21 protein-coding genes and 1 tRNA gene are annotated in these 23,215 nt (G+C 35.9%); 15 read left to right on the top strand and 7 right to left on the bottom strand.

Features of this window, described 5'->3' with window-relative positions:
* The first annotated feature begins 12 nt into the window (after positions 1–12).
* From LPC21_RS04810 to LPC21_RS04785, 6 genes are all read left to right on the top strand, one after another.
* Positions 13–390, top strand: a complete 378-nt coding sequence (locus LPC21_RS04810; protein ID WP_229318432.1) for a group III truncated hemoglobin — start codon at positions 13–15, stop codon at positions 388–390.
* A 122-nt stretch (positions 391–512) separates the two neighbouring features.
* Positions 513–1,571, top strand: coding sequence for a 3-oxoacyl-ACP synthase III family protein (locus tag LPC21_RS04805; protein ID WP_229318430.1), 1,059 nt, complete (start codon positions 513–515; stop codon positions 1,569–1,571).
* A 156-nt stretch (positions 1,572–1,727) separates the two neighbouring features.
* Positions 1,728–2,252, top strand: coding sequence for a methyltransferase (locus LPC21_RS04800; protein WP_229318428.1), 525 nt, complete (start codon positions 1,728–1,730; stop codon positions 2,250–2,252).
* Complete coding sequence (locus LPC21_RS04795) at positions 2,252–3,103, top strand: glycosyltransferase family 2 protein (RefSeq protein ID WP_229318426.1); 852 nt, start codon at positions 2,252–2,254, stop codon at positions 3,101–3,103. The genes LPC21_RS04800 and LPC21_RS04795 overlap by 1 nt, the downstream gene beginning before the upstream one ends.
* A 75-nt stretch (positions 3,104–3,178) precedes the next feature.
* Entirely contained in the window at positions 3,179–3,925 is a 747-nt protein-coding gene (locus tag LPC21_RS04790; RefSeq protein WP_229318424.1) for an MlaE family ABC transporter permease, read from the top strand.
* Positions 3,925–4,689 carry an ABC transporter ATP-binding protein gene (locus tag LPC21_RS04785; protein ID WP_229318422.1) on the top strand — a complete coding sequence of 255 codons (765 nt, stop codon included), beginning with the start codon at positions 3,925–3,927 and terminating at the stop codon, positions 4,687–4,689. Before LPC21_RS04790 ends, LPC21_RS04785 begins: the two co-directional genes overlap by 1 nt.
* Here LPC21_RS04785 and LPC21_RS04780 read toward each other — a convergent pair.
* The 3 genes from LPC21_RS04780 to LPC21_RS04770 are packed head-to-tail and all read right to left on the bottom strand — an operon-like array spanning position 4,686 to position 7,168.
* A complete protein-coding gene (locus LPC21_RS04780; RefSeq protein ID WP_229318420.1) occupies positions 4,686–5,288 on the bottom strand; it encodes a SprT-like domain-containing protein in 603 nt (200 codons plus the stop codon). The genes LPC21_RS04785 and LPC21_RS04780 overlap by 4 nt on opposite strands.
* A gap of 12 nt (positions 5,289–5,300) precedes the next feature.
* On the bottom strand, positions 5,301–5,978 hold the full coding sequence (locus tag LPC21_RS04775) for an SDR family NAD(P)-dependent oxidoreductase (RefSeq protein ID WP_229318418.1): 678 nt from the start codon (positions 5,976–5,978) through the stop codon (positions 5,301–5,303).
* 47 nt (positions 5,979–6,025) lie between these two features.
* Complete coding sequence (locus LPC21_RS04770; RefSeq protein ID WP_229318416.1) at positions 6,026–7,168, bottom strand: acyl-CoA dehydrogenase; 1,143 nt, start codon at positions 7,166–7,168, stop codon at positions 6,026–6,028.
* A gap of 185 nt (positions 7,169–7,353) precedes the next feature.
* Here LPC21_RS04770 and LPC21_RS04765 point away from each other — a divergent pair, with 185 nt between their 5' ends.
* A complete protein-coding gene (locus LPC21_RS04765; protein ID WP_229318414.1) occupies positions 7,354–8,244 on the top strand; it encodes an energy transducer TonB in 891 nt (296 codons plus the stop codon).
* Between the two features lie 69 nt (positions 8,245–8,313).
* On the opposite strand, the gene LPC21_RS04760 is transcribed toward LPC21_RS04765, so the two are convergent.
* Both LPC21_RS04760 and LPC21_RS04755 read right to left on the bottom strand, forming a co-directional pair.
* Entirely contained in the window at positions 8,314–8,709 is a 396-nt protein-coding gene (locus LPC21_RS04760; RefSeq protein ID WP_229318412.1) for an ExbD/TolR family protein, read from the bottom strand.
* Positions 8,710–8,711: 2 nt separating this feature from the next.
* Positions 8,712–9,407: a MotA/TolQ/ExbB proton channel family protein gene (locus tag LPC21_RS04755; RefSeq protein WP_229318410.1), complete on the bottom strand. Its 696-nt coding sequence runs from the start codon at positions 9,405–9,407 to the stop codon at positions 8,712–8,714.
* Between the two features lie 129 nt (positions 9,408–9,536).
* On the opposite strand from LPC21_RS04755, the gene LPC21_RS04750 reads away from it, so the two are divergent.
* The 8 genes from LPC21_RS04750 (at position 9,537) to LPC21_RS04715 (ending at position 20,004) form a co-directional block, all read left to right on the top strand.
* Entirely contained in the window at positions 9,537–10,757 is a 1,221-nt protein-coding gene (locus LPC21_RS04750; RefSeq protein WP_229318409.1) for a bifunctional folylpolyglutamate synthase/dihydrofolate synthase, read from the top strand.
* A gap of 86 nt (positions 10,758–10,843) precedes the next feature.
* Positions 10,844–10,918, top strand: a tRNA-Val gene (locus tag LPC21_RS04745).
* 47 nt (positions 10,919–10,965) lie between these two features.
* Positions 10,966–11,214, top strand: a complete 249-nt coding sequence (locus tag LPC21_RS04740) for a GIY-YIG nuclease family protein (protein WP_229318407.1) — start codon at positions 10,966–10,968, stop codon at positions 11,212–11,214.
* 558 nt (positions 11,215–11,772) lie between these two features.
* A complete protein-coding gene (locus tag LPC21_RS04735; protein WP_229318405.1) occupies positions 11,773–16,824 on the top strand; it encodes a T9SS type A sorting domain-containing protein in 5,052 nt (1,683 codons plus the stop codon).
* A gap of 9 nt (positions 16,825–16,833) precedes the next feature.
* Positions 16,834–17,052: a PID-CTERM protein-sorting domain-containing protein gene (locus tag LPC21_RS04730; protein ID WP_229318403.1), complete on the top strand. Its 219-nt coding sequence runs from the start codon at positions 16,834–16,836 to the stop codon at positions 17,050–17,052.
* Between the two features lie 17 nt (positions 17,053–17,069).
* Positions 17,070–17,693, top strand: a complete 624-nt coding sequence (locus LPC21_RS04725; RefSeq protein WP_229318401.1) for an exosortase/archaeosortase family protein — start codon at positions 17,070–17,072, stop codon at positions 17,691–17,693.
* Positions 17,680–18,081: a hypothetical protein gene (locus LPC21_RS04720; protein ID WP_229318399.1), complete on the top strand. Its 402-nt coding sequence runs from the start codon at positions 17,680–17,682 to the stop codon at positions 18,079–18,081. Before LPC21_RS04725 ends, LPC21_RS04720 begins: the two co-directional genes overlap by 14 nt.
* A gap of 186 nt (positions 18,082–18,267) precedes the next feature.
* Positions 18,268–20,004, top strand: a complete 1,737-nt coding sequence (locus LPC21_RS04715; protein WP_229318397.1) for an alpha-amylase family protein — start codon at positions 18,268–18,270, stop codon at positions 20,002–20,004.
* A 51-nt stretch (positions 20,005–20,055) separates the two neighbouring features.
* Here LPC21_RS04715 and LPC21_RS04710 read toward each other — a convergent pair whose 3' ends face one another.
* Complete coding sequence (locus LPC21_RS04710; RefSeq protein WP_229318395.1) at positions 20,056–20,811, bottom strand: NrtR DNA-binding winged helix domain-containing protein; 756 nt, start codon at positions 20,809–20,811, stop codon at positions 20,056–20,058.
* 167 nt (positions 20,812–20,978) lie between these two features.
* Positions 20,979–23,204 (bottom strand): glycoside hydrolase family 3 N-terminal domain-containing protein, encoded by a 2,226-nt coding sequence (locus tag LPC21_RS04705; RefSeq protein WP_229318393.1) that lies wholly within the window; start codon positions 23,202–23,204, stop codon positions 20,979–20,981.
* Positions 23,205–23,215 lie beyond the last annotated feature (11 nt).

The raw sequence follows: 23,215 nt of genomic DNA, 5'->3' as shown, positions 1-23,215 counted from the left end.
AAATTGAACTAAATGAAAGACATTCAAACCGCCGAAGAGATTCATCTAGTAGTAGATGAATTCTACAAAAAATTATTAGCCGACGAGAAAATTAGTTACATCTTTACCGATGTGGTCAAAATAAAACTGGAAGAGCACCTGCCTATTTTGGTTACTTTTTGGTCGCAAGCTATTTTGGGAACTGGTGGCTATGTCAATAATTTGACCCAAATTCATTTGGATATCAATGCCAAATCCTATTTATCCAAAGAACTTTTCGAGATTTGGCTCGACCATTTTGAAGCTGCTATCAACGAAAATTTTGAAGGCTTCAATTGTGAACGAATGAAAAACCAAGCGCATAATTTGTCTACTATCATGCAAATAAAAATAGCCCAACAAGACAAATAAGTTTTCAATTATCGTTTTTTGACTATTTTTATTAAAATAATGGAAATAAATCGATTTCGTTTCCATTTTGTTGTGGTTATTTCGGATAAAAAGGATAAATTCGTGTTATAATTTATAATTTTATGAACATCAAAATAAGCGGAATAGGAAGTTATATTCCTGAAAAAAGCATTAGTAATACCGATTTTATTAATCATGTTTTTTTAAACGAAGACGGAAGTCCTTTCGGACATCCAAATGAAGTTGTAGTCAACAAATTCAAGAGTATCACTGGAATAGAAAACCGACGCTACGCCAACGATCAATTCACCACCTCAGACTTAGGTTATTTTGCTGCCCAAAAGGCTATTGCCAATGCCAATATAGACCCTGAAACTATGGATTATATCATTTTCGCACACAATTTTGGCGATGTAAAACACGGTACTATTCAATCGGATATGTTACCGAGTTTAGCAACAAGAGTCAAAAACAAATTACAAATCCAAAACCCGAAATGTGTGGCTTACGACCTTCTTTTTGGTTGCCCAGGCTGGATAGAAGGGGTGTTACAAGCCAATGCCTTCATCAAATCGGGCATGGCAAAACGTTGTTTGGTCATTGGTGGAGAAACCTTATCAAGAGTGGTAGACGATCACGATCGTGATTCTATGATTTATTCAGACGGAGCGGGCGCTTCCATTTTAGAGGCATCAACCGACGAAAGCGGAATGTTATCCTATGAAAGTGCGACGTTTGCTAATGAGGAAGCTGGATATTTATTTTTTGGGAAATCCTACAATACTGATTTAGATCCCGATACCAAATACATTAAAATGTACGGTCGTAAAATCTATGAATTTGCTTTAAGCAATGTGCCAGCAGCCATGAAAAGCTGTTTGGAAAAGAGTGGATTAGGCATTGACGATGTGAGCAAAATATTGATTCACCAAGCCAATGAAAAAATGGATGAAGCCATTGTACATCGCTTTTACAAATTGTACGGAAAAACCCCTCCTAAAGATGTAATGCCTATGAGCATTCACGATTTAGGGAACAGTAGCGTGGCTACAGTTCCAACACTTTTTGACCAAGTGCTTCAGGGTAAAATTGAAAATCAAGAAATCAACAAGGGCGATGTATTAATCTTTGCTTCGGTTGGAGCAGGAATGAATATCAATGCTTTTGTTTACCGATATTAAGCAATATTATCACTATCTGAAATTCGCAGTTGAAACCATTTAACTGCGAATTTTGTTTTGATATACGACGCTTTCAAGTTCACAATTCAAAACTTTATTTATCTTTGTTGCTATAACAAAATCGAACGCAATTTTAATTCGTTCCTCATTACTACTATGTACGAAAAAACATTTCCCAATAAACGATTCAAACATACTTTAGAATTTCTACAAAAACACATTGCCACTTCAGAAACTATTTTTGATTTGGGTGTTCCCAATCCTTTTTCGAAGATCATGATCGAAAATGGCTATACGGTAAAAAACACGACTGGAGAAGATCTAGACAACAACCAAACAGCGCTTCAAAACGAGGAGTATTCTGTTTTTACTGCCTTCGAAATTTTCGAACATTTATTAAATCCATACACGATTTTACAAAATGTAACATCAGATAAATTAGTAATATCAATTCCACTTCGTCTGTGGTTCTCTCCTGCTTATCGCAGTAAAACCGATATGTGGGACAGACATTATCACGAATTTGAAGATTGGCAGTTGGACTGGTTATTGGAAAAAACAGGTTGGAAAATTATAGCTCGAGAAAAATTCACACACCCTGTGAAAAAAATTGGTTTTAGACCTTTGTTGCGTTTCTTCACGCCAAGATATTACTTCGTTTATGCCGAAAAAATAAAATAATGAGGTATTATATCGTCATTCCTACGTACAACGAAGAACAATTTATCGCGTTGACATTGCAATCGTTAGCAGAACAAACTGTTGTGCCCACAAAAGTGGTTGTAGTGAATGACAGCTCTACAGACAGCACTCCCGAAATTGTATCGGATTTTGCTGAAAAACACCCATGGATATCCTTGGTCAACAAAACTTCAGACGCCATTCATTTGCCAGGAAGTAAAGTAATTCAGGCTTTTCAAAAAGGACTAGAATCAATCGACGAAGACTATGATTTGATCGTAAAAGTAGACGCTGATTTGATTTTCCCGGCCAATTATTTCGAAACCATAATTCGTCATTTTGAATCAGATGCTGCTATTGGAATGGTGGGCGGATTTTGTTATATCGAAAAAAACGGTAAGTGGATTTTGGAAAACCTAACCGACAAAGATCATATTCGTGGTGCATTGAAAGCGTATAGAAAAGCTACCTTCCAACAAATTGGAGGATTAAGACCTCAAATGGGTTGGGACACAGTGGATGAATTATTGTGTAAATTTTATCATTGGAAAATAGTGACTGACGAAAGTTTACACGTCAAACACCTGAAGCCAACAGGAGCCAATTACAATAAAACCGCGCGTTTCAAACAAGGGGAAGCATTTTATACCTTGGGATATGGATTTAGTATTACCGCTATAGCCTCATTGAAATTATCTTTGCGAAAAGGAAAACCTTTCCTATTCCTTGACTATCTAATTGGTTTTTGGAAAGCCAAATTAGCCAACAAACCATTATTGGTTACTGCGGAACAAGCACAATTCATAAGGAAATACCGATTGCAAAAAATGAAAAACAAACTATTTAGTTAATATAAAGTTGAAACTCCTCAATCAATTAGAGCTAAGCTAGTTCTTTTTTGTAAATTAGCTTGCAATTAATAAAATATGATACTCATCAAGAACTTAACCCAAATAGGCAGTTATTTCCTCATGTTGAAAGACATGTTCAACAGACCCGTAAAATGGAGTGTGATGAAACAACTCATTCTTAAAGAGATTGACGATTTGATTATTGACTCTTTAGGGATTGTTTGTTTTATTTCTTTTTTCGTGGGTGGCGTTGTTGCTATTCAAACGGCCTTGAACTTAACCAATCCATTAATTCCAAGATACTTAATTGGATTTGCCACTAGACAATCGGTAATTCTAGAGTTTGCCCCTACATTTATTTCTATCATTATGGCGGGTAAAATGGGTTCATTTATTACCTCAAGTATCGGAACGATGCGCGTAACAGAACAAATTGATGCGCTAGAAGTAATGGGAGTTAATTCATTAAACTATTTGGTTTTTCCGAAAATTATAGCGCTATTTTTGTATCCTTTCGTTATTGGAATCGCGATGTTTTTAGGCATCTTTGGAGGGTATTTAGCTGCCGTTTATGGAGGATTTGCAACCTCAACTGACTTCGTAACAGGAATTCAAGTTGAATTCATTCCCTTTCATATTACCTATGCATTTATAAAAACCCTTGCATTTGCATTCATATTGGCTACTATTCCTTCTTTTCATGGTTATTATATGAAAGGCGGAGCGTTAGAAGTTGGAAAAGCAAGTACTGTTGCCTTTGTTTGGACCTCTGTATTGATCATTATTACCAACTATTTTCTCACTCAAATTTTATTAAGCTAATGATTGAAGTTATAAACGTTGAAAAGAAATTTGGGGATCAAAAAGTACTAAAAGGGATTAGTACTAGTTTTGAAGCGGGACAAACGAGTTTGATCATTGGTCAAAGTGGTTCTGGTAAAACAGTATTCATAAAATCATTATTGGGTGTTCATGAAATAGACAAAGGTACCATTGCATTTAACGGTCGAATCTATGGCGAAATGTCTCAAGATGAGAAACGAGAACTTAGAAGTGAAATAGGAATGGTTTTTCAAGGAAGTGCCTTGTTTGATAGTATGACGGTAGAAGAAAATATTGGCTTCCCCTTAAAAATGTTTACTAATAAAACCGCAAAAGAAATTAAAGAGCGTGTCGATTTTGTAATTGAACGTGTTAATTTAGTGGATGCACATCATAAAAAACCATCCGAAATTTCTGGAGGAATGCAAAAGCGTGTTGCTATTGCCCGTGCCATCGTTAACAATCCAAAATACTTATTTTGCGATGAGCCCAATTCGGGTCTAGATCCTGAAACCGCAACCGTAATTGATAATTTAATTCAAGAAATTACCAAAGAATACAATATTACCACCGTAATCAATACGCATGATATGAACTCGGTAATGGAAATTGGAGAGAAAATCGTTTTTCTAAAAAAAGGATTAATTGCTTGGGAAGGAACTAAAGAGGAAATTTTTAGAACTGATAATAAGGCTGTAGTTAAGTTTGTCTATTCTTCCAATCTATTTAAAAAAGTAAGAGAGGCTGTTTTAAGCGGACATTAATTCATTTTCAACAACTCCACTTCGGCATTTGGGTTGAACAAATACGTTTTACCCGTACTAATTTCTACACATTCAAATCGTTTGGTTCGCACTGCTATCTTTTTGAAAATTTTTCCATTTGAAATTCGGAAAACACTTCCATACGGAATTTCAAACACATAATTTTTATCGTTCTGTTGGTCAAATTGTTTGAGTGCCAATGACAATGTAGTATCGGTATCACTACTGGCGGATGGATTCCTGAAATGTCTTGCCAATAAAGGTAATAGGTGTTGTGGAAAAATTTCTGGTCGAATAAAAGGCACCATCAAACGCTGAAAAGTAATCTTCCATTCCTCCCCATGAGGTTTGATATTTCTACCAAATTTTTCAAAAGCTACTAGATGGGCAATTTCGTGAATTAATGTAATCAAAAACTTGTACCTATTCAAACTAGCGTTTACCGTAATTTCATGTTTTCCGTTTAATGCTCTTCGATAATCGCCATGGCGGGTTTGTCGCTCGTTGACTATTTTAAGATGAACTTGATTGGCCACAATCAATTCGAAGACCGGCTTAACTGCATGTTCTGGAATATATCTCGCTAAAGTATCACTCAAAACTAAACCAATTTAGGGATTCGAAGAAGAAACTTCCAAAACTTTACCGTTGTAATATTGATTTCCGGTAAGCGTAAAATCAACAATGTATTTTGCCATATCAGCAGCTGAAATAGGTGCTTGATAACCCGGAAAAGCTTCCGCTAGCATTTCAGTTTGAACTGCACCAAGTGCCAATACATTAAATGCGATTCCTTGTTCTTTGTATTCTTCGGCTAACAATTCAGAAAGTGTAATAACAGCTCCTTTACTCGAACTGTAAGCTGCTAAACCCGGAAATTTTAAACTTCCTTGTATACCGCCCATCGAACTAATCGTAACGACATGACTCCCTTTTGTTAAATAAGGCAAAGCAATACGAGTCAAATTGGCAACACCAAAAACATTGACTTTATAAATAGATTCAAAATCGGCTTGTGCTGTTTCTGAAAAAGGTTTTAGCAACAAACTCCCGGCATTATGTATTATAGCATCTACTTGCTTCCAAGTCGAAGATAAATAATCTCCCACTTTTTGCAAATCGGATTCATGAGCTAAATCAACTGAAAGACAGCTGATGTTTTCATTACCCAAAAGCGCTTGAGGAATTGTTCTTGAAATAGCTAATATATGATGCCCTTTGTCAGCCAATTGCAATGCTAATTCCAAACCTATACCTCTACTCGTTCCTGTAACAATAATATTTTTCATCTAGCAAAAGTAAACAAAAGAGTGAAGATAATACCGAAACTAAAAAATCAATCCGCTAAAACTGCGCGTGAAATTACAATTTTCTGAATTTCAGAAGTCCCTTCGTAAATCTGAGTAATCTTGGCGTCACGCATCATTCGTTCTACATGGTATTCTTTTACATAGCCATTTCCACCGTGAATTTGAACCGCTTCCACTGCTGTATCCATGGCTACTTGCGAAGCATACAATTTGGCCATAGCCCCACTAATATCATAATTATAACCGTTGTCTTTGTCCCAAGCTGCTTTCATACACAAATGACGAGCCGCCTCAATACTCACTGCCATATCGGCTAATTTAAATGCGATGGCTTGGTGGTTGCAAATTTCGGTTCCAAAGGCTTTTCGTTCTTTCGAATATTTCAAAGCTAATTCATAAGCCCCTGAAGCAATCCCTAAAGCTTGTGCAGCAATTCCGATTCGTCCGCCTGCTAAGGTTTTCATGGCAAACTTAAACCCAAAACCTTCTTCTCCAATGCGATTGGCTTTAGGTACTTTAACATCCGTAAAAAGTAACGAATGTGTATCTGAACCTCGAATTCCCATTTTTTGTTCCTTTGGACCAATGGCAAATCCAGTCATGTCTTTGGTCATTATCAGCGCATTGATTCCTTTACTTTTTTTATCAATATCTGTTTGAGCAATTACGATATAAAAGGAAGCAGTGCCACCATTCGTTATCCAATTTTTGGTTCCGTTAACTAAATAATAATCTCCTTTATCAATAGCAGTAGTTTTTTGCGAGGTAGCATCACTCCCCGCTTCGGGTTCACTCAAGCAAAAAGCACCATGAATTTCACCCGAAGCTAATTTGGGCAACCATTCTTGTTTTTGTTCTTCTGTGCCAAAGGTTTGCAAACCCCAACACACCAATGAATTATTTACCGACATCACGACTGAAGCAGAGGCGTCAATTTTTGAAATTTCTTCCATCGCTATAACATAGGAAACGGTATCAAGACCACTTCCTCCGTATTTGGGATCCACCATCATGCCCATAAAACCCAATTCTCCCATTTTCTTTACTTGTTCAGTCGGAAAAGTTTGGTTCTCATCTCGTTCAATAACACCAGGTAATAATTCATTTTGAGCAAAATCACGAGCGGCTTGCTGAATCATTTTATGTTCTTCGGTTAAACTAAAATCCATAATTATATATAATAAATAGGTTGATTTGTTATAAAAAAGCAATCAAAGATACTTTTTAAAACTGAAAATTTAGCATTTATAGTTCAAAATATAGCTGTTGAAATTACCAGTATTTCTTTTTTTCTCTTGACAATTTTTAGTACATTTCGACGTTTTTAAAACGACTTATTCAATTTCATAAACACATGGGTTTCACTCCTTCTTCAGACCAAAAAAAGTCCTTAGTAGTATCGCTGCTTATTTATGCTTCAATGGTATTGATTTTATTCTTCATCCGATTTTGGCCACCTTCCAATTTGGCTGAGCTAACTGGTGGTGGAGGTGGCGGTGTCTCTGTTAATTTCGGAGACAGTGATCTAGGCTCTGGCAGCAATTATGAAAGTGAAGTCCTTGAAGTACAAAATCAAACGAAAGAAATACCTACTGAATCCACTCCTGAAGAAGCGGTAATTGCACAAGAAAACAGTACAGAAGAAAGTGTTGTCATTCCTAAGAAAGAAAAAACAGAAACTAAAACAACCGTTGTTAAAGACGAAGCTAAGCCAGAAGTGGTAAAGCCTAAAGTTTCTAACACGACCAATGATGCTTTATCAAGTTTATTAAAAGGATCTAACAAAGGCGGTGATGGCGATGATAAAACCGCAGGTAATAAAGGAAAATCAAATGGAAGTTTGAGCGCTACTAGTTATTACGGCAATGGCGGTTCCGGTGGTGGAACCGGCGGAGGTAATGGTACAGGCAACGGAATTGGAAACGGTAGTGGCTATGGAGCAGGTTCGGGTGGCGGTTCCGGAAACGGAATTGGTGGCGGCTATTCTTTAGGCAATCGGAGAGCAATTTCAAAACCGGCACCAAAATACACCTGTAACGAAGAAGGAAAAGTAGTCGTAGAAGTTTCAGTAGATCGAAACGGAAAAACAGTGAGCGCCATTGCTGGTATCAAAGGGACTACAAACACGGCTAAATGTTTATTGGAACAAGCTAAATCAGCTGCATTGAATACCAAATGGGATGCAAGTAGTGATGCCCCTGAAAAACAGGTAGGAAAAATCGTTTACAATTTCAATTTGAACTAACAACTAACATAAACCAAAAAGCCCCATAATTCTTTTGAATTATGGGGCTTTTTGTATTTTCATCTTAGCTTATTTAGGACTTGTTGCAATCACAAATTTCAAATTGTTTCGCACTCCAATTTGCAATACATCAACCAAATCTTGTACTTGTAAATTAAAGGGAATTCGAACTACAACTGTCTGATCTTTGGTACCATTCATTTTTGACATTAAAGTACTTTCTAAAGCTTCGAAAGCCACTGGTTCTTTGTCGATATAGAACTTCTTGTCTTCAGTAACTGATAGACTTATAAATTGTTTGTTTGTTTTTTCATTCGCTTGCGCTTTTGGTAAGGTCATTTTAATCACATTAGGATTGGCCAATGTAGAAATGATCAAAAAGAACAACAATAAAAAAAACATAATATCACTCAGTGACGAGGTCGCCACTTCAGCATGAAATCTTCTTTTACGTTTAATTGACATACTTATGCTTTTTGAATAATATTGACAAATTCTAAAATTTGTTTCTGAATTTTCAAGGCAAAATTATCGATTTTACCATTCAATAAGTGATAGGCACTGTAGGCAATAATTCCTACAACCAATCCCGAACCACTACTGATCATTTTCTCATACAAACCTCCAGAAATATTTCCAATACTAATATTCTCTGTAACCGAAATACTGTAAAAAATCTTGATTACTCCAGAGATCGTTCCAATAAATCCTAATGTAGGTGCAATACCTGCAATCAACCCTAAATGACCCAAACGACTTTCCATTTGTGCAATTTCGATGTCAGCTGCACGATCCATATTCGATTCAATTTCGGCAATTGGTCTACCCACAACTAAGATTCCTTCTTTTAATATATTGCCAGAAGCTGAGTTACTTCTTTCGGCAATACTTCTTGCTAAATCCAAATTACCTAAATGCAATTGATCTCGCACATCTCCCATCAAACGGCTGTCAATAGTAGCCGCTTTGTTAATGTATAAGTAACGTTCAATGATTACATAAATAGTATAAAACAATAAAATAGCAATTGGAATCAAAAAGAAACCGCCTTTGAATATGAATTCTAAAACCGAGATTTCAGTATTGGTAGCGATTTTTTCAACCACTACATTAGAGGCAGTATTGGCAAGGGTATCAGACTGTAATTGTAGTAAACTAAACATATATTATTCGTGTTTTTTAAGCTTTAATTCTAAAATTTGTTTCAAATTTGCAATAAAGATACTTTTCGATGCAATAGTAAACTAAAAAAACCGAAAAATATTTTAAACAATTACTTTTTTTCTAACAAAATGACCTATTCTGAAACCCTAAATTGGCTCTTCAATCAACTCCCGATGTACCAACTTCAGGGGGCTTCTGCCTACAAGAAAGATTTGACTAATGTCCATGTATTAATGGATTATTTGGGTCATCCCGAAAGCCAATTACAATGCATTCATGTAGCCGGTACTAATGGTAAAGGCTCTTGTTCACATATGTTAGCGTCTGTATTGCAAGAAGCCGGTTTCAAAGTGGGATTGTATACTTCTCCACATTTAAAGGACTTTAGAGAACGCATCAAAATCAACGGCCAAATGGTGTCTGAAGCTTTTGTTTGTGATTTCGTCAACCAACATCAATCGTTTTTTGAAGCCAACGACATGAGTTTTTTCGAAATGAGTGTGGGCTTGGCTTTTGATTATTTTACCAAAGAAAAAATTGACATCGCGATCATAGAAGTAGGAATGGGTGGCCGATTGGACGCGACGAATATCATTTCGCCATTGGTTTCTGTAATTACCAATATTGGTTTGGACCATACACAGTTTCTTGGAAATACACTAACGGCTATTGCAGCCGAGAAAGCTGGCATCATCAAATCGAATACCCCAGTAGTTATTGGCGAGTATACATCGGAAACACAGCCCGTTTTTTTGGCTACAGCCAAAGCCAATCAGAGCCCAGTCTACTTTGCATCCGATTTGATTGCAACGGCTTATCCGTCGGATCTAATTGGCGATTACCAAATCCACAATAAAAAGACAGTTCTGCAAACCCTTACCGTTTTAAATCAACAGACCAACTTCAAAACCACTGAAAAGGATTGGGAAAAAGGATTGGCTCAGGTAGTAAAAAACACAGGCTTAGAAGGACGCTGGCAACAACTAGGAGCGGCTCCCAAAATAATTTGCGATACCGCACACAATACGCATGGTTTGTCCATTGTGTTAAACCAAATCCAAAAAGAACCCTTTGATCAACTCCATTTTGTTTTCGGAGTGGTCAATGATAAAGATTTGGACGAAGTACTCCCTTTATTTCCGAAAAATGCGATCTATTATTTTTGCAAACCCAATATTCCTCGCGGACTAGAAGCTGCCATTTTAGCCCAAAAAGCAACACCATTTGGACTGAACGGAAAAATATATAATTCTGTTTCAGCCGCTTACGAAAAAGCGAAGCAAAATGCACAACCTACTGATTTTATCTATGTTGGCGGAAGCACCTTTGTAGTTGCAGAAATTTTATAATTTTTTTTCTTTTTTACTTGCAAATACAAAAAACAGCTGTATATTTGCACTCGCAATAAGGGAATGAAAATTTACAAATTGCAATCGGGCGATTAGCTCAGCTGGTTCAGAGCACCTCGTTTACACCGAGGGGGTCGGGGGTTCGAACCCCTCATCGCCCACCGATAAACTCCTTAAGAAATTAAGGAGTTTTTTTTATTTTTACCCCATGTTATTCCAAGTCTACTTACTCTTTAGTGAATCGAAAAATCGATACTACATAGGATACAGCTCTAATTTAGAAGCGCGTTTGATTCGTCACAACCAAAAAAGCAAAGGATTTACAGGTAATACTAACGATTGGAAAGTAGTTTATACTGAACAATATAATACAAAAGAAGAAGCACAAAAACGTGAACTTCAAATCAAATCTTGGAAAAGCAGAATAAAAATTCAAGAGCTTATTTCAACTAAATAATAGCTCAGCTGGTTCTTAGCATTCCGATTGCATCGGAAGTGGTCGGGGGTTCGAACCTTCCGATTCTCGGAACAGGCTATCATCGCCCACCGATAAACTCCTTAAGAAATTAAGGAGTTTTTTTTATTTTATGAAACCCATAAACTTTATAAAATCAATTGCTTGATCCGATTTTAAGACTAAATCGCCTACCTATACAACTTCTTAAGAAATTAAGGAGTTTTTTTATTTTATATAAAACTCATAACTATAAGAAAATCAATTCTTTAATCAGTTTTAATCTATTTAGTAAACTTTAAAATATAACTTTTGTAGTTCTACATAGTTTTTTTTGTTTTCAAGTAATTTGTAATTAATTGATTATGTACTTCATTTCCTTTATTTAGAAATTCAATTTAACAGGTTGAATTTGAAGGTGTTTTAGCAGCTGTTTTTTATTTTTTAAATAAAATGTCGTATTCTTGTAGCCATTAATAGAGAAATAATTTGACACTAATTGGGCTATTTAACCCATTTATAAACAAGATCCAACATTTTTTTCTGTACAATATTATAATTATGAAACAATTAATTTCCTTTCCTAAGGCCTTAATTTTATTGCTATTTTTGGCAATAATACCACAACAAAACTTGGCGCAAGTAAGCTTGCCTTATTCTCAAAATTTTGAAGGAAGCACTTCGGAGTGGACTTTAGAATCGAGTTCGCCAAACAAATGGGTAGTTGGAACGGCTGCAAAAAATGGCGGTTCGAAAGGATTGTATATTTCTGATGATAATGGTTCCTCTAATACCTATTCAAATACCCTCTCAGTTTCAGGAGAGGAATTTCTATACGCTAGTTTTGATGTCGATTTAACTAATGTTGAAAATTCAGAATTGAAATTTGATTGGAAATGTAACGGTGAATGGGGAGCTGATTACGGTGAAGTATATATAGAATCTGGTGGTGTACAAACTCTAGTTTGTTCTCAATTTGAATTGTACAATTCATCAACGTTCACAAACAAAACAATTAATTTATTTGACTATAGAGGCCATATAATCAAAATTAAATTTTTATGGCACTACGATTTTTCTACGGTTAATAACCCACCCCTTGCAATAGATAATGTTTCAATAGTTCAAGTTATTACTCCTCCAAATATACAAACTCCAGGCGTCGGTTTACAATCTATAACTCAAACTAGCGCAACTTCTTCCAACACTATATTAAGCGCAGGAACCAATTCAATTATTTCAAGAGGAGTAGTATATGGGACATCGCCAAATCCTACTTTATCTGATAATGTGATTACTTCTGGATCTGGGATAGGTAGTTTCCAAATAGAATTAAATAATTTGGCGATAAGAACTCATTATTATCTTAGAACATTTGCTACCACGAGTGCCGGGACTTATTATTCAAGCGAGTATAATTTTTACACCACAAATATTGACACTCCTACAGCAACTTCGGCAACTTTAATCAATAATAAAGGGTTCAAAGCAAATTGGAACGCAGTTAGTTATGCTACAGGCTACAAATTAGATGTTTCTACTTCCTCAACTGTTTTTTCCAATTACAGGGCTGAAGCTCCATTTTTAACTTTTGATTTTGAAGGTTCTCCCGTACATCTTAATAACAATTCATTAAGTAATTCAAATAACCAGTATAAATCAATAGAAACTAATGGTCCAGCGACTTTTTCATCTCCTGGAGTTATAGGAACTACATTTTGGTCTGTAAGTGGCACAATGTATTATAGAATTACATTTAACACATTAAATCAATATAATATTAAATTTTCTTCCAAGCAAAAGTCTACATTAGATGGCCCAAAAAATTTTAAACTACAATATACTTTAACCTATGATGGCGCAGAAAACTGGATTGATGTGCCAGGTGGTTCGATTATATGTGGAACTGATTTTACCACTGGTGCAATTAATGATTTGCAACTGCCTGATGTATTAAGTAATAAATCTTATGTTTCTTTAAGATTGCTGCTAACATCAGACACTGCTGTTAATGGAGGTTCTATCCAGCAGTCTGGAGAAAATTATATTGATGATATTCAACTTAAAGGAAGTGAAGATCAAACCTTAGTGAGTGGTTTTGATAATTTAACAGTTTCGGGAACCTCAAAAGAAGTGACCGGATTGGATGCACCCGTTACTTATTATTATAGAGTTAGAGCTGTAACATCAACAACTACTTCAGCTAACTCTAATGTAATTACAGCAGCTACTGTTTGTACTCCAAGTGCACAAGCTACGTCTTATGTATTTGGTACCGATACTTCAGCACCTGCGAGTAAGATTACTTTTTCATTTCAAGCGGCGGTACCAGCTGCGACAGGCTATGTAGTAGTGCGTTATGCCCATGGTGCAACGCCTACAGCTCCCACTGATGGAACAACCTATACTATTGGAAGTAGTTTAGGTACTGGAACAGTAGTGTATGCAGGCACAAATACCTCAGGGACAGCAACCGGTTTAAGTGCAAATACAGAATATGATTTTTATACTTATGCGTACAACTCTTCTTCGGGATGTACAATGATTTATAAGGCATCTTCCCCTTTATCAGGTTCTTATAAAACCTGTGTGGTTGTACCTACATTGAGCACTTCATCAGCGATAACCAATACTGGTTTTACTGCAAACTGGAATGCCGTTTCAGGAGCCACCTCCTATAGTATACATATTTATACCAATTCAAATTTCACACAACAACTAAGTGGTTCTCCATTTACTTCAAATACAAACTCGTATTCAGCTACTGGCCTATCTCCATCCACTACCTATTACTTTAAAGTCAAAGCCATTGGACCTAATAGTTGTGACAGTGGTTTGTCAAGTTCAGGGTCAGTAACCTTACTTTGTACCCCTCTCACACAACCTACAAATTATCAGTTTGGGTTTGATTCAACATATCGATCTACAGCAATTATTTTCTCATACCAACCCACAACAATTGCTTCTACTGGTTATTTGACAGTAGTTTATGCACACGGAGCAACACCAACCGCTCCAGTTAGTGGTACAAGTTACACTATAGGTGATACTATAGGTTCAGGAACTGTTGCCTACTCTGGTTCATTTAATTTCTGGGAGATTAATAATCTTACTCCAAATACTGAATACGACTTTTACACGTATGCGTTCAACACCACGCAAATTTGTACCAAAGAATATAATTTAGTTAACCCATTATTCGGAACCTTTAAAACGTGTGTTACTTCACCTTCGTTAAGTTCAGTATCTTCTATTACAAATACAGGATTTACAGCTAATTGGAGTACTGTTTCAGGAGCTATAAATTATACACTAGAAGTATTTTCAGACTCTGGATTGAATACTTATGTAACTGGATCCCCATTTACTGCTAACACAAATTCCTATGCTGTTTCCGGTTTATCTAATACAGGAACCTATTATTATAGAGTATCTGCAAATGGTGCAGCCTCATGTTCAAGTAGTGCCTCTTTAGTTCAAGGACCTATTAGTCTTGAATGTAATCCTCCTACAAGTTTAGCAGCAACCGCATTGGCAACCGCTACAACCATAAACTCTATTTCAGCAGAATTCACAGCTGCTGCTTCAAATGCACCTGATAGTTATTTGGTTGTAAGAACAACTACAAATACACAACCAGTGCCTGTTAACGGAACTACTTATACAGTAGGAAGTAATTCAATCGGTTTTATAGAATATGTCAATACTATAGCAGGATCTTGGACGTCTAGCGGACTAACTGCAAATACGACATACTACTATTGGGTATTCTCAGCAATCTCAACCAATTGTTTTAATGCACCGGTATACAGTACTTCGACTACTTCTTTTTCAGAAAAAGCAAATGCAACTGCAACATGGACAGGTGCTGTAAGTAGTTCGTGGAACACAGGAGGAAACTGGTCTACTGGAGCTGTTCCTACTTCAACCGATAACATAGTTATTGATTCGAATGCATCCAATAGTACCGAATTAGATACCAACTTTACCCTAGCTACAGGTCAAAAACTAACGCTATCCGGTACAGGGACTTTAACTATTAATCCTACTTCAAGGTTAACGATAGCTGGTTATGCTGATTTTGGAGGAAAACCAGTTACCTTTAAATCCACTAGTGCGGGAACCGCAACTTTAGGTCAAATTACTGGAACATTGACTGGAGCAACCAATGTAACTATCGAAAGATATATCCCAGCCAAAAGAGCTTGGCGAGCCATCACTGCCCCTTTAAAAGGATGGAATTATTCTTCTGTTTATTCGTCATGGATGAACAACAACCAATCGGGAGTTTCAGATGCTACAGGAATGTTGGTATTCGGACCTACAACCAGTTGGGGTATTCAAATGGCGCAGAATTATAACCTATTAACTTATAATGCCAATGATACTTGGAGTGGCGTTTCGATGCCAATTGCAAGCGGAACCTTATTTTCGTCTACCATAAACAATGCCTTCATGGCCTTTATTACGGGTCCGTTTGGAAGTTCAAATATCACTTCAGGTGCTACAGCTACCACTTTAAAAGCAAAGGGAGAATTAATTACGGGCACACAAACTTATTCTAGCCTTTCGGCAAGTGAATACAAATTTATTGGAAATCCTTATGCGAGTCCAATTAGCCCAAGTGCAATTTTAACAGACAATGCAAACTTTAGTAATATTTGGGTTTGGGATCCAGAATTAGGATCTCTTGGTGCTTATGTTGTTTATTCAGGTTCTGCATATAGTAATACTTCGGGAAGTTATTCTTCAAATCAACCGATCCAAAGTGGTCAAGCTTTCTTTGTAAAACCAAATACAACATCTAATTTTATTATCAATGAAAGCCACAAATCGACGACGGTAGATAATGGTTTATTCGACAAGTCAAAAGCGCCAACTAAATCACTTCAAGCTCCATCTGTCCTACTTCGAGTGAACTTGTTGAAACAACTTGAAAATAAATGGAAACCATTTGATGCAGTTATGGCGTTATTCGATGCCAATGCTTCCAATGCTATTGATGCAAAAGATGCTGTTAAAATGTTCAATCCAAATAACAACATTACTATTCAAAATAACGGCATTTCATTAATGGCAGAACATAGAGCATTACCAACGCCTCAAGAGGCATTACAATTACGTTTAGGTGATATTGATACAGGATCAGAATACAAATTAGCCATCCAAACTGAAGATTTTTCTACTCTTGGTTTGTCAGTCAATTTGGTAGATTTAGTTACTAATACAACGGTCCCTATTACATTGAATGGAACAATAACAGAATACAACTTTGTTCCTTCGGCAACTCAAAATGCTACGGATCGCTTCAAAATTGTTTTTGGTGCGCCATTGTCAATTGATACAATCGCTTCAAACGATATTACTGTTTTTCCAAATCCGTTGACTGGATCAAGTTACCAGATTCATTTTGAAAACATCCCTTTTGGAAATTATAGATATGCTATCTTGAACACTTTAGGACAAGTTGTAGATCATGGGAAAATTAACTTAACGAATACTTTAAATAAAACGTTAACTCCTAATATTATACTTCAAAATGGTATTTATATTTTAAAATTAGTTGACGAACAAAACAAAAATTATTCAGTAAAATTATTAATAGAACAATAAATTGACGATATGAAAACAGTTATTAAAACAATATTTGTAGCACTTTTATTTTTTTGTAGTTTAGAGGCATTCTCTGGTAATATGTTCCCTATTCGACTACAAGCACCTTCAAATCCAGGAAATGATCCAGGAAATGGAGTGCCAGTAGATGGAGGAATTACAGCTCTTTTAGTAGGAGGTGCAATTTATGGAGCAAAAAAACTAAATGAAAGAAAAAATCAAAAATAAGTGCTTGGTACAAAATTTTGGTTTTAGATATTAATATGAAGAATCGTATTTTACAATATTATCATTCTTTTATAAATGAAACCCCGCCAACAATAAGAGCATTTCTTAGAAATGCTCTTATTGTTTTTGCTGTTTGGAAGATAGTCTATTTAGTTTTTTTATACGAACACCGAATTCTTGACAAACCATTAACAAATCATATTGGTATAAGTACGGCTTGGTTTCTCAACCACTGTACTCCTTTAGATGGTTTTAGCGCTACTGCAATTGAGAAACAATCAATATTTGAGGGTCAAATGCAGTTTAGTAAAGTTTCACAAGTACGACATCATGGAAAGGATATTTTATTGATAGCAGATCCTTGTAACGGGCTGGAATTAATCATATTATTCATAGGATTTATTTTGTGTTTTCCTTCAACGATTTACAAAAAAATTGTTTTTATTTTATCTGGTGTTGCAATAATTGATTTAGCCAATATTGTACGATGTGGTGGATTGGTATTTTTAAAGAGATTTTATGATTATGATTTGTTTCAATTTGCTCATCATTATGTTTTTAAAATCACACTATATGGTATCATTTTTATGCTTTGGATGCTATTTACAAAAAATATAAAAATCAAGAATGTCGTTATATAATTCAGAACGTCGCCGTTTTATAATGGGATTATTTATCATAGTATTGGTTTACTCTGCCTATTACATCTTTTTTGCCGATTCTGAAAATGCGGTAACAATTCCTAGGAGAATGCGCCATATTATAAAATTTAGCACTACTATTCTTGTATACCTTATTGGATCTTTTCATTTAGGTACACTCCAGCAAAAATGGATGAGAATGCTGTGGCATTGTATTCATATATCCCTATTAGTTACCATTACTTCTATTGGATTGTACGATTGGACTTTTGGAATGGTATCCAACTCCACTAAAGATGTGGCGCAGTCCATGCAAGAGTTCTTAATCTCGCCCGTTTTATATGTTGGGATGGGGATTTTAAATTCTAAATATGTCGGATTTTCTTGAAATAAAATCAATTACTTGATTCGATTTAAGATCAATATCGCCCACCGAAAAACTCCTTAAGAAATTAAGGAGTTTTTTTATGTTTCTTATTCCTATTCTATACAAAGTAAAATACCTTCTTTTAGTTCGTGAATTTTATTAGTAACTTTGGCAAAAATTAAACCGACTACAATCTACAACTACACAATGTCATCAATTACAACTACAAAAAGCATTTCTAACGGCGTTATGTTGAACGCGTATCCAGATAGTATTGGATCTCAATTAAAGGATATCGTTAGCATGTTGCAACTACCAGAATTCAAGGATACTTTCTCTCTTTTTTATGTATTGCCTACTTTTTTTAATAGTGATTTAGACCGAGGCTTTTCTATTGTTGACTATAACATTAATGAAGAATTAGTTTCCAAACAAGACATCGAAGCCTTGAAAGCTTTGAATATTCAGTTGAAATTTGACATTGTATTGAATCACTTATCCGTTGCTTCTCCTCAATTTAAAGATTTGATTGCTCACGGAGATCAATCCAAATTCAAAGATTTTTTTATTGACTGGAATGAATTCTGGAAAGGCAACGGAACGCTTGGAGAAGATGGAATTATAGTTCCAAATAAAGAATATTTGGACAAACTGTTCATGCGAAAATCAGGTTTGCCCATTTTAAATATCGTATTTCCTGACGGACAAGAAAGACCCTATTGGAACACTTTTTATCAAAAAGTTAGCTTTCAAAAAATCAGTGTTGCCGACTTACAATCTCTAACTAGCATTTCAGCAGAAGAAGCCGATACTATTTGCGAAAAAATAAATAATGCTATTGACGAAAATATTGATATTCAAACTATTGATTTAGGTCATGACAAAGAACTAACGGCTGAAGTACTGAAAATTGTAAACAGCAAGCGGGAGTATTTAGGCCAAATGGATGTGAATGCCAATTCGCCTTTGGTTTGGGAATTTTATGAAGACGTTTTGGCTAAAGTGGCGAGTTACGGCGGACAAATTTTACGTTTGGATGCTTTTGCGTATTTGCACAAAGCCATTGGCGAAAGTAATTTCTTCAACAAACCGGGTACTTGGGATTATTTGGCTCGAATTAACGAAATTGCCCAACGAAATAATTTGCAATTATTACCCGAAATTCACGCCGAATACGGTTTGCATTTGCACGAGGAAGTAGCCAAAGAAGGTTATGCTATTTACGATTTCTTCTTGCCTGGATTGTGTATTCACGCGATTGAAAAAGGAAGCAACAAAGCACTTTTGACTTGGGCGAATGACATTATCACCAAAGGCTTGAAAACAGTCAACATGTTAGGTTGCCACGATGGAATTCCTGTTTTGGATTTGAAAGGAAAAGAAGTGAATGGTGTGTACCAAAAAGGATTGTTGGAAGATAACGAAATCGAAGACTTGATGAACCTCATCATTGAACGAGGTGGTTTGGTGAAGAATCTATACGGTGCCGACGGTAAAAAAATATCGTATTACCAAGTGAATGCGACTTACTTTAGTGCGCTTGGAGAAAGCGAACAAAAATTAGCCTTAGCTAGAGCCATCCAACTCTTTATGCCGGGAATTCCTCAAATTTGGTATTTGGATATTTTTGCGGGTGCCAATGATTATGCAGGAGTAGAAAAAGCAGGAAAAGACGGTCACAAAGAAATCAACCGAACTACCTTAAGTACCGAAGCTATTCATGCAGGATTGAAAAGAGAAGTTGTTCTCAAACAATTGGATTTACTTCGTCTACGCAATACCTCAAAAGCCTTCTCAGGAAGTTTAGAATTTGGAGACGCTGCTGACAATGAATTGCACCTTATTTGGAAAAACGAAGACGATATGGCGCAATTGAAAGCCAATCTGACCACACATGAATTTTCGATTCAGTATACTGATTCCGGAGAATTGAAAACATTATAAATAAAAAAGGGTTGTCAATTGAGACAACCCTTTTTTATTTATCGATGGATTTTACCAACCTTGGTGCAAACCAATTTTCAAGACTTCTTCGTATCGATCTTTATCAAAAGAATACAAGTTAGGCGCTTTGTGAGCGACATTACTTTTCTTTTCATCCAATTTCGTCAAAATCCCAATGGAAGTTATTTTACGTAGAAAGTTGCGGCGGTCGAGTTGTCTGCCTAAAATGGTTTCGTATAATTTTTGTAATTCAGGAATCGTGAATTTTTCTGGTAATAAATTATAGCCCACAGGAACTTGATTCAATTCCATTCGAAGTGTTTCAAGTGCTTTATCAAAAATTTCTTTGAGGTCTACAATTAAACTAGGAACCGCATTACAATCAATCCATTCTACAATTTCATTTTTCCCTTCAGGTTGCGGAACGGCTTTCAAAAAATCAACTAAAGCATAATAACCTATAGTTACAAAACGGTTTAAAAACCATTGTCCTTCCTCCGATGAAATTCCATAAAAATCCAATACTTGTTGACTCTTCTCAATAGAATTTCTGTTAGCTTGACCAAAAGTAGCGAATTGTCTAAGAAAAATCCCTTCTAATCCTGTCCGTCCCTTTAATACATGAACTGCAGCCTCATCAATCCCTTCATCTAAAAGAACAAAACCTCCTGGCAAAGCCCAATCTTCACTGAATTTGGTTTTGATTAACAATACTTTTAATTGATTGTCATGAAATCCAAAAATAACACAATCCGTAGATAAACCCGGTTGGTAATTTTTTTGGTTTGCGATAACTTCTTTTAACATGAATTTGATTTTAGAATTGTTGCCGTTTTTGGGTGCAACGAATATACTATATATACCGAAACGGTCAAAATTTATAACGAACCAAAAAAATAAGGGATACTAAAACAAATTAGCATCCCTTATTACACTACAATCTACTCTACTTTATAGTTGTTTTGAATTTTAGTTTATTTAACCAATTCAAATGTTGTTTTTAAACGAATATCTGATGAAGAGGTTCCAATCATTACATCAAAATCGCCTGCTTCTGTATTCCATTCTAATTGCTCGTTGTAGAATGCTAATTTTTCTTTGTCAATAGTAAATTGAATTGTTTTTGTTTCGCCAGCATTCAAATAGATTTTTTGAAAATCTTTTAATTCAATAATGGGACGAACTACTGAACCTACTTTGTCTCTTAGATACAATTGCACTACTTCATTTCCTGCAAATTTTCCCGAATTAGTTAATTGAAAACTAACTTCAATAGTATCCGAATCGCTTATTTTGTTTTTTGATAATTTCAAATCGGCATAGGTAAACGTGGTATAACTCAAACCGTGTCCAAATGCAAATTTTGGGCTATTTTTCAAATCAGTGTAGGCCGAAACATAGTTGAAAGCCGTTTCATTAGGTGCTGGTCTTCCAGTATTAAAATGGTTGTAATAAATGGGCAACTGACCTTCTTCACGTGGAAAAGTCATTGGCAATTTTCCTGACGGATTGTAATCGCCAAACAACACATCTGCAATAGCATTACCAGCTTCAGTTCCTAACCACCAAGTATATAAAATAGCCGGTGCCGTATCTGCAGTTTGATTAAAAACAAGAGGGCGTCCAGCATTAATCAAAACAATCACCGGTTTTCCTGTCGCTTGCAATGCTTGTACCAATTCTTCTTGTACGCCTGGTATGTGAATATTACTTCTACTTTTAGCTTCTCCACTCATATTGCCTCTCTCACCGATACTCACAATTACCACATCAGCTTGATTAGCAACTGCAATCGCTTCAGCAAATCCATCTTTATTATTTCCTTCGATTTCACATCCTTTAGCATATAATAATTGCGTGTTTTGACCCAATTTATTTTGTAAACCTTCCCATTGGGAAACTACATGTTTGTTATAATCTAACTCAGGCAATTCCACTGCCCAAAATCCCATATTTTCTTTATGTTCTTTTACCAAAGGACCAATAAAGGCAATCTTTTTCAAGTCTTTTGACAAAGGCAAAAGCTGTTTTTCATTTTTCAATAAAACAATACTTTTAGCCGCCATATCACGTGCAATTTTTCGATGCAACGGATTATTTAATTCTTTGGCTTCGCGTTTTGGATTAGAATATTTGTAAGGATCGTCAAATAATCCCAATTCCATTTTCTTTCTTAAAATACGCTTTACAGCATCGTCAATCAAAGCTATATCTACTTTACCTTCTTGAACTAATTGTCCCAAATTGTAACGGTAGGCATTACTTTCCATATCCATATCGCTTCCAGCTGTTATAGCTAGTTGAGCCGCTTCTTTGTTGTCTTTCACATTTCCGTGATTGACCATTTCGCCAATAGAACCCCAATCAGAAACTACAAAACCTTGAAAATTCCATTTCCCTTTTAAAATGTCACGTTGTAAAAATTTATTTCCGGTTGCTGGCACCCCATTCAAATCGTTGAACGAATTCATAAACGTTGCAGCTCCAGCATCCAATGCCGCTTTGAACGGTGGTAAATACGTTTCCCACAACATTCTATCACTCATGTCTACCGAATTGTAATCACGGCCACCAACTGCAGCACCATACCCTACAAAGTGTTTTACACAAGCCATCACCGAATTCACGTCGCCTAGATTGCCTTGAAATCCTTTTACTCTTGCAACCGCAATTTTAGACCCTAAATAGGTATCCTCACCTGCTCCTTCCATCACACGACCCCAACGAGGATCACGAGCAATATCAACCATAGGGGCAAAAGTCCAATGAATCCCGCTTGCAGATGCCTCAACGGCTGCAATTCGAGCACCCAAAGCAATAGCATCCATATCCCAACTAGCTGCTTCAGCTAAGGGAATTGGAAACGTAGTTTTGTAACCATGAATGACGTCTTGCCCAAACAACAACGGAATTTTTAATCGGGATTGCATGGCCAATTCTTGGTATTGGCGCGTATATTTTGTACCAATTACATTCAACATCGAACCGATCAAACCGTTTTTGATTTCAGCTTCTTTATTGGGATTGATGGTAATTGGACCTGTTGCCTGATTATTACCAGTGTATTGATTTAACTGACCAATTTTTTCCTCCAAAGTCATTTGTTTTAACAATGCTTCGACTTTTTGATCAATTGTTTTTTGTTGAGAAAATCCTAATATGGAGAAAAATAACAACCCAATAAAACTTACTTTTTTCATGTATTCTATTT

Origin of the sequence: Flavobacterium ammoniigenes (assembly GCF_020886055.1) — a bacterium.
GTDB classification, from domain to species: domain Bacteria; phylum Bacteroidota; class Bacteroidia; order Flavobacteriales; family Flavobacteriaceae; genus Flavobacterium; species Flavobacterium ammoniigenes.
This window is presented reverse-complemented; position numbering and strand designations above follow the sequence as displayed.